At 45.7% G+C, this 5,761-nt stretch carries 8 protein-coding genes, 1 tRNA gene and 1 other RNA gene; 3 read left to right on the forward strand and 7 right to left on the reverse strand.

Annotated features, from left to right (window positions below; genetic code table 11):
* Positions 1 to 181: hypothetical protein (locus KNO68_RS14655; protein WP_215112695.1), on the forward strand; the 181-nt coding region annotated here is incomplete at its 5' end.
* 144 nt (positions 182 to 325) lie between these two features.
* Here KNO68_RS14655 and KNO68_RS14660 read toward each other — a convergent pair.
* The 6 genes from KNO68_RS14660 to tadA all read right to left on the reverse strand — a co-directional run bounded on the left by KNO68_RS14660 (position 326) and on the right by tadA (position 4,093).
* Positions 326 to 550, reverse strand: a complete 225-nt coding sequence (locus KNO68_RS14660) for a YaaL family protein (protein WP_031424056.1) — start codon at positions 548 to 550, stop codon at positions 326 to 328.
* Positions 547 to 1,146 carry a recombination mediator RecR gene (recR, locus tag KNO68_RS14665; RefSeq protein ID WP_012727753.1) on the reverse strand — a complete coding sequence of 200 codons (600 nt, stop codon included), beginning with the start codon at positions 1,144 to 1,146 and terminating at the stop codon, positions 547 to 549. Before recR ends, KNO68_RS14660 begins: the two co-directional genes overlap by 4 nt.
* 22 nt (positions 1,147 to 1,168) lie before the next feature.
* Positions 1,169 to 1,486, reverse strand: coding sequence for a YbaB/EbfC family nucleoid-associated protein (locus tag KNO68_RS14670; RefSeq protein ID WP_012727754.1), 318 nt, complete (start codon positions 1,484 to 1,486; stop codon positions 1,169 to 1,171).
* A gap of 14 nt (positions 1,487 to 1,500) precedes the next feature.
* Complete coding sequence (dnaX, locus tag KNO68_RS14675; RefSeq protein WP_215112696.1) at positions 1,501 to 3,177, reverse strand: DNA polymerase III subunit gamma/tau; 1,677 nt, start codon at positions 3,175 to 3,177, stop codon at positions 1,501 to 1,503.
* A 94-nt stretch (positions 3,178 to 3,271) separates the two neighbouring features.
* An RNA gene (ffs, locus tag KNO68_RS14680) (signal recognition particle sRNA large type) lies at positions 3,272 to 3,539 on the reverse strand.
* Positions 3,540 to 3,592: 53 nt separating this feature from the next.
* Positions 3,593 to 4,093 (reverse strand): tRNA adenosine(34) deaminase TadA, encoded by a 501-nt coding sequence (gene tadA, locus KNO68_RS14685; RefSeq protein ID WP_074035279.1) that lies wholly within the window; start codon positions 4,091 to 4,093, stop codon positions 3,593 to 3,595.
* Between the two features lie 121 nt (positions 4,094 to 4,214).
* Here tadA and KNO68_RS14690 point away from each other — a divergent pair, with 121 nt between their 5' ends.
* Together KNO68_RS14690 and KNO68_RS14695 are read left to right on the forward strand one after the other, a co-directional pair.
* Complete coding sequence (locus KNO68_RS14690) at positions 4,215 to 4,850, forward strand: deoxynucleoside kinase (protein WP_012727757.1); 636 nt, start codon at positions 4,215 to 4,217, stop codon at positions 4,848 to 4,850.
* Positions 4,847 to 5,518 (forward strand): deoxynucleoside kinase, encoded by a 672-nt coding sequence (locus KNO68_RS14695; protein WP_012727758.1) that lies wholly within the window; start codon positions 4,847 to 4,849, stop codon positions 5,516 to 5,518. Before KNO68_RS14690 ends, KNO68_RS14695 begins: the two co-directional genes overlap by 4 nt.
* A gap of 121 nt (positions 5,519 to 5,639) precedes the next feature.
* Here the strand turns inward: KNO68_RS14695 and KNO68_RS14700 are convergent.
* Positions 5,640 to 5,729, reverse strand: a tRNA-Ser gene (locus KNO68_RS14700).
* Positions 5,730 to 5,761 lie beyond the last annotated feature (32 nt).

The raw sequence follows: 5,761 nt of genomic DNA on the forward strand, positions 1-5,761 counted from the left end.
GACGAAGCTTGCGCTTCATTCAAAAATGGTAAAACTTATTTTTGCCTCATCGTTCAGTTTTCAAAGTTCGTCTGCCGCTCTTGGCGACTTAAATATCTTACCAAGTGGAGAACAAAAGGTCAACCACTTTTTAAAAATATTTTTTGTTTTCTTCGTCGCTTATCTCGGCGACGTCTATTAATATATCAGTAAAATAATAACCGCGCAACCCTTTTTGTTAAAAAGATTAGAGAAATATATAAAAACTTCATTTGTTCAACCAAAAAGATTTTTTTCTTTCATTATATAGGACTAAAAATAAAGAAGGCGCGCCATTGGCGTCGCCTTAAGAACGAAGAGACGATAACGAAACATTTCGCTTCTTTGCTTCTTTCAAATAGAAGAAGTAGAGAGCTTCCGCTTGCTTCACTTGAGCAGCTAGCTCTCCCGTGTCCTCTATGCTGACTTCAAGAATCCGACGTTTCGATTCAAACTTAGCCTTAGCTTCTAGCAACTCAGTCAGTAGTCGTTGATCATAATCATCTCTTAACGACTTACGAAACCATTTCATAGTTCTCTTCTACCTTCCATCGCCCGAGATAATGTCACTTCATCCGCATACTCCAAATCTCCACCGACTGGTAAACCATGGGCAAGACGCGTCACGCGAATTCCCGTCGGTTTGAGTAGTCTCGATAAATACATCGAAGTCGCTTCCCCTTCAATGTTCGGGTTGGTCGCTAAAATCACTTCTTGAATCGACTCGTTCTCTTGTAAACGTGTCAGCAAACTTGAAACATTAATATCCTCTGGACCAATCCCTTCCATTGGACTAATGGCTCCATGAAGAACATGATACTTCCCTCTGTACTCCCGCATCTTCTCCATAGCAATCACGTCTCTTGAGTCTTGAACCACACAAACTACCGTTTCATCCCGATGTGAGTCTTTGCAGATTGCACACGGGTCAATATCCGTGATGTGGCCACACACGGTACAATACTTTATGTCACGTTTCGCACTCACAAGAGATTTCGCGAACGTCAACACATCATCTTCTTCCATATCTAATACATGGAATGCTAAACGTACCGCAGTTTTCGGTCCAATCCCAGGTAACTTCGTAAAACTCTCAATCAATCGTCCAATGGCTTCAGGGTATTGCAACTCGCATCGATCCTTTCTTCACTTAAAAGCCTGGGAGGTTCATCCCTTGTGTGAAACGTCCCATCTTATCATTCACAAGCTGATCCGCTTGTTTCATTGCATCATTGATTGCTGCTAAGACGAGATCTTGTAACATATCCACATCGTCCGGATCGACAACGTCTTCCGCAATAATGACATCTAAGACTTCTTTATGACCGCTGACGACAACTTTCACCATGCCGCCTCCCGCAGTTCCTTCAACCGATAACTCTTTTAATTCCTCTTGAGCTTTCGCCATATCTTTTTGCATCTTTTGCATCTGTTTCATCATGTTGTTCATGTTTCCCATTCCACGCATTCAGAGCGCCTCCCTTATGTTTCCTCGATTTCAACGACATCGCCAAAACGTTCCATCGCCTGTGCGACTAGCGGATCCTCGGTTTCCGGCTCTTCGACTTGTTCCGTTCGTTCTGCCTGTTTTTGAAGGATGAACTCATTTTTTAGTTCATTCCAATCCGTCTCAAGCACCGCCATGATTTCGCGACGAATCCCCGTCACTTCGAATAACGCCTGTTCAATCACATCGCGCGTACGACCATTCGAACTCACTTGCTCATAGTGCCATGTCATTCCATCTTTAAATTGTACCAGTAAGGTGTCACTTGCACAAAGGACAGCTTCACTTTCATAGAAGAGAGCGAAAATCGGACCGTCTTGTATCCGAATATTCGTCATGATATCTCCCCAGCTGTCGCGAATCGCATTCAAATGCTGCCGTTCGGCCCGTTGCAAGAGTTGGCGAATCCGTTCTTTAGGCACCCGGATTTGTGCCCGTTTCGGAGCAGGCTTCGGCTTTTCTGCTTCTCCACCTGTCACGACAACACCATTCTTCTTCACTTCATTTAATTCACGGCTCAGTTCACGCACTTGATCTTGTAGTTGTGTCATTTGCTCACTAATTGTACGGCCTTGTTCCGCGATCCGGATGAATGTTAACTCCACCAACACTTTCGGATGGTTAGATAACCTCATCTGCTGTTGGCAATCATTGAGCTCTTCAATCACTTGGAACAATTCATCCGTTGAAGTCGCTTCGACGAACTGACGAAACTCGTCAGTCGGACGAGCACGTTCCAATAAGTCAGCTGCTTGTGGAGATGCTTTCAAGAGTAACGCATCCCGATGAACGAACACTAAATCTTCGATGAAACGTTTCAAGTCCTTCCCTTCACGTAACATCAATTCAAGCGTACTCAAAATGGCATTTAACTCTTTTCGCTGGAGACCATACGCCATGTCGAGCAACGTTTCATCCGTCACGGCACCCGTGACTTCTAACACCGCTTCTTCCGTCAACCGCCCATCACTGAATGCGAGCGCCTGATCAAGTAAGCTAAGGGCATCTCGCATCCCGCCATCGGCAGCACGTGCGATGAGTTTCAACGCTTCCGGATCGTAGTCATGGTCTTGGTCGTTCAAAATATAGGCCATCCGCGTTTGCAATTGACTCACTTCATGTCGTTTGACATCGAATCGCTGACAGCGGGAAATGATCGTGGCCGGAATTTTATGTGGTTCTGTTGTAGCCAAGATGAATATCGCATGTGCCGGTGGTTCCTCAAGCGTCTTTAACAACGCGTTGAATGCACCGGTCGATAACATATGCACTTCATCAATGATGTATACTTTGTAACGCCCTTGGGACGGCGGATATTTGACTTTGTCTCGAATCTCCCGAATTTCGTCAACTCCGTTGTTCGATGCGGCATCAATTTCAAACACGTCGGGACTTGTCCCTTCCGTGATGGTGATACACGTCGGACAGGTGTTACATGGTTCACGTGTCGGCGCACTTTCACAGTTGATTGCCTTGGCGATGATTTTCGCCAAACTCGTCTTCCCCGTTCCACGTGGGCCGGAAAATAGGTACGCATGTGACATCCGCTCCTCTAACAGAGCATTTTGAATCGTACGTGTGATATGGACTTGACCGACGACCTCTTGAAACGATTGAGGTCGATATACACGATATAACGCTTGATACGCCATGAGTTCGCCTCCTTCCCTACTGTTCTTCTCTATCTCATCATACAAAAAAATCTACAGCCCGGGGGCCATAGATTGAAGTTATAAAATAAATCTGCCGCGCACCGATTTCTGAAAGCACGTCAACATGCGTTACTCATGCAGTTTGCTCAGCCCAAGCACCCCTGCGGCACACGGTACGTCACCACTTAAGGCTGCTTCCTTCCGGACCTGACCTGGTTCATGGGTGACCGTTGCGCAGGACTCAGACGTCAACGCCACTTACATAAGGCAGACCACACCAGCGCACTCCCTCGAATCGGGATTCAGTCTCGCTACAGCGGATTGCGAGTGACAGGGCACCGCTACCTCCCCACCTAGCACGGCAAATGGGTAAATGAAATTAGGCACTACCTCGAGTGCTATTACATTATACTGTTTAATCGATTGGGTTGCAACCTCTCTGATTGAGTCGTTCTTGTTTCTTCCTTTCTCGAAGCGCTCGGAAGAAATCTGTCAGGAGCTGTCCACATTCTTCTGCTAAAACATTTTCTGTCACTTCGGCTTGGTGATTGAACCGCTCATCCTGCACCAAGTTCATCAACGTCCCACAACATCCACCTTTCGGGTCGTGGGCACCGAAAATGACACGTTTCACGCGAGACAACACGATTGCGCCCGCACACATCGGACACGGTTCAAGGGTAACGTATAGTTCGCAGTCTTCTAATCGCCAATTCCCTAGTGTCTCATTGGCCGTTTCAATCGCAATCAGCTCGGCGTGTGCTGCCGCCAATCGATCCGTCTCACGACGATTGTGCCCCGTTGCGATCACCTGGTCTCCCTTCACGATCACACAACCAATCGGCACCTCGCCAATGGCTTCTGCTTTCTTTGCTTCTTCGATGGCCAATTGCATAAATCGCTCATCACGTTCCATCGATTCACCTCATTTCTTATTTAAAACTATGAAAAAAAATGAAAATCAAATCCCTCGCCATATCGCTCGTATTGTGTGCTAGAATGGAACTTGCACTTTGGATAATGGAGGATGACATCATATGTTTATAACGGTAGAAGGACCGATTGGTGTCGGGAAAACATCACTGGCCCATATCATCAGTCAGCATTTCTCGATGCAGATGCTGAATGAAATTGTAGAAGAGAACCCATTTCTCGGCAAGTTTTATGAAGATATCGAAGAATGGAGTTTCCAAACGGAAATGTTCTTCTTGTGCAATCGATTCAAGCAGTTGGATGATATTCACAAACACCACTTGAGTCAGCAACAATCCGTCGTTTCGGACTATCATATTTTCAAAAACTTGATTTTTGCTCACCGTTCGCTGAAACCGGCACACTTGAACAAGTACGAGCAGATTTATAAGATTTTGACACATGATATGCCGAAACCTGATGTCGTCATTTACTTACATGCCAGCATTGAGACATTAATGAAACGAGTCGCCTTGCGTGGACGTGAAGTGGAAGAGAATATGTCTCGTGATTACCTCGAACAACTTGCTCACGACTATGAGACGTTTGTTGAATCATATCGCGCGGCCCATCCAGAAGTGAAGATTCTCTCGTTCAGTGGGGATGAACTCGACTTTGTACACAATCCGGACGACTTGACTCATGTCCTAAAAACGATTGAGCGTGAATTAGAATTAACTAAAGGAGCCCAAATAAAATGAAGCTGATTGATAAATATAACATCCCGAACGATACGATCATTACAATCGGTGGAATGGTTGGGATCGGGAAATCAACGATCACCAATTCGTTAGCCGATGCATTGAATTTCCGAACGTCTCTCGAAAAAGTAGATACCAACCCTTACCTCGATAAATTCTATCATGATTTCGAACGTTGGAGCTTCCATCTTCAAATTTACTTCTTGGCAGAACGTTTTAAAGAACAGAAGAAAATCTTCCAATACGGTGGCGGCTTCATCCAAGATCGTTCAATCTATGAAGATACAGGCATCTTCGCCAAGATGCACTATGAAAAAGGGACGATGTCACCAACAGACTACGAAACGTATTCTAGTTTGTTCGAGGCAATGGTGTTGACACCGTTCTTCCCGCACCCGGATCTATTAATCTATCTCGAAGGTTCGTTCGAACAAGTACTCGAACGCATTCAGATGCGCGGTCGCGAGATGGAGCAGCAAACACCAATCGCTTATTGGGAAGAAATGTACGCCCGCTACACAGAATGGATCAACAACTTCAACCTGTGTCCGGTATTGCGTCTCTCGATTGAAGAGTACGACCTCATCAACGACCCTGATTCAGTTGAACTCATTCTTGAGAAAATCGAAAAGCAACTCACGATTGCGCGCGAAGCAAAAGTGAGATAATCAATAGAAGGATTGCGCCAACGACAGCGTGATCCTTCTTTTTTGTGCATAAAAAAATCCACAGCGCTTATGTCTGTGGATACAAAAAATGCATCTGCCTCTGCAGATGCCCGATTGAAAGCGGAGTTGGTGGGATTCGAACCCACGCGAGCCTTGCGACTCCTAACGGATTTCGAGTCCGTCCCCTTCAGCCGGACTTGGGTACAACTCCAGGCCTAAAAAAGTGTAAAAAAAAGAAAGTGG

The sequence above is a fragment of the Exiguobacterium sp. s75 genome, from assembly GCF_018617145.1.
Taxonomy (GTDB): domain Bacteria; phylum Bacillota; class Bacilli; order Exiguobacteriales; family Exiguobacteriaceae; genus Exiguobacterium; species Exiguobacterium profundum.

What these genes read in the sequence shown, in the direction of transcription:
- KNO68_RS14660 (WP_031424056.1), bottom strand. Translation starts at nt 550, where the DNA reads ATGAAATGGTTTCGTAAGTCGTTAAGAGATGATTATGATCAACGACTA.
- KNO68_RS14670 (WP_012727754.1), bottom strand. Translation starts at nt 1,486, where the DNA reads ATGCGTGGAATGGGAAACATGAACAACATGATGAAACAGATGCAAAAG.
- dnaX (WP_215112696.1), bottom strand. Translation starts at nt 3,177, where the DNA reads ATGGCGTATCAAGCGTTATATCGTGTATATCGACCTCAATCGTTTCAA.
- tadA (WP_074035279.1), bottom strand. Translation starts at nt 4,093, where the DNA reads ATGGAACGTGATGAGCGATTTATGCAATTGGCCATCGAAGAAGCAAAG.
- KNO68_RS14690 (WP_012727757.1), top strand. Translation starts at nt 4,215, where the DNA reads ATGTTTATAACGGTAGAAGGACCGATTGGTGTCGGGAAAACATCACTG.
- KNO68_RS14695 (WP_012727758.1), top strand. Translation starts at nt 4,847, where the DNA reads ATGAAGCTGATTGATAAATATAACATCCCGAACGATACGATCATTACA.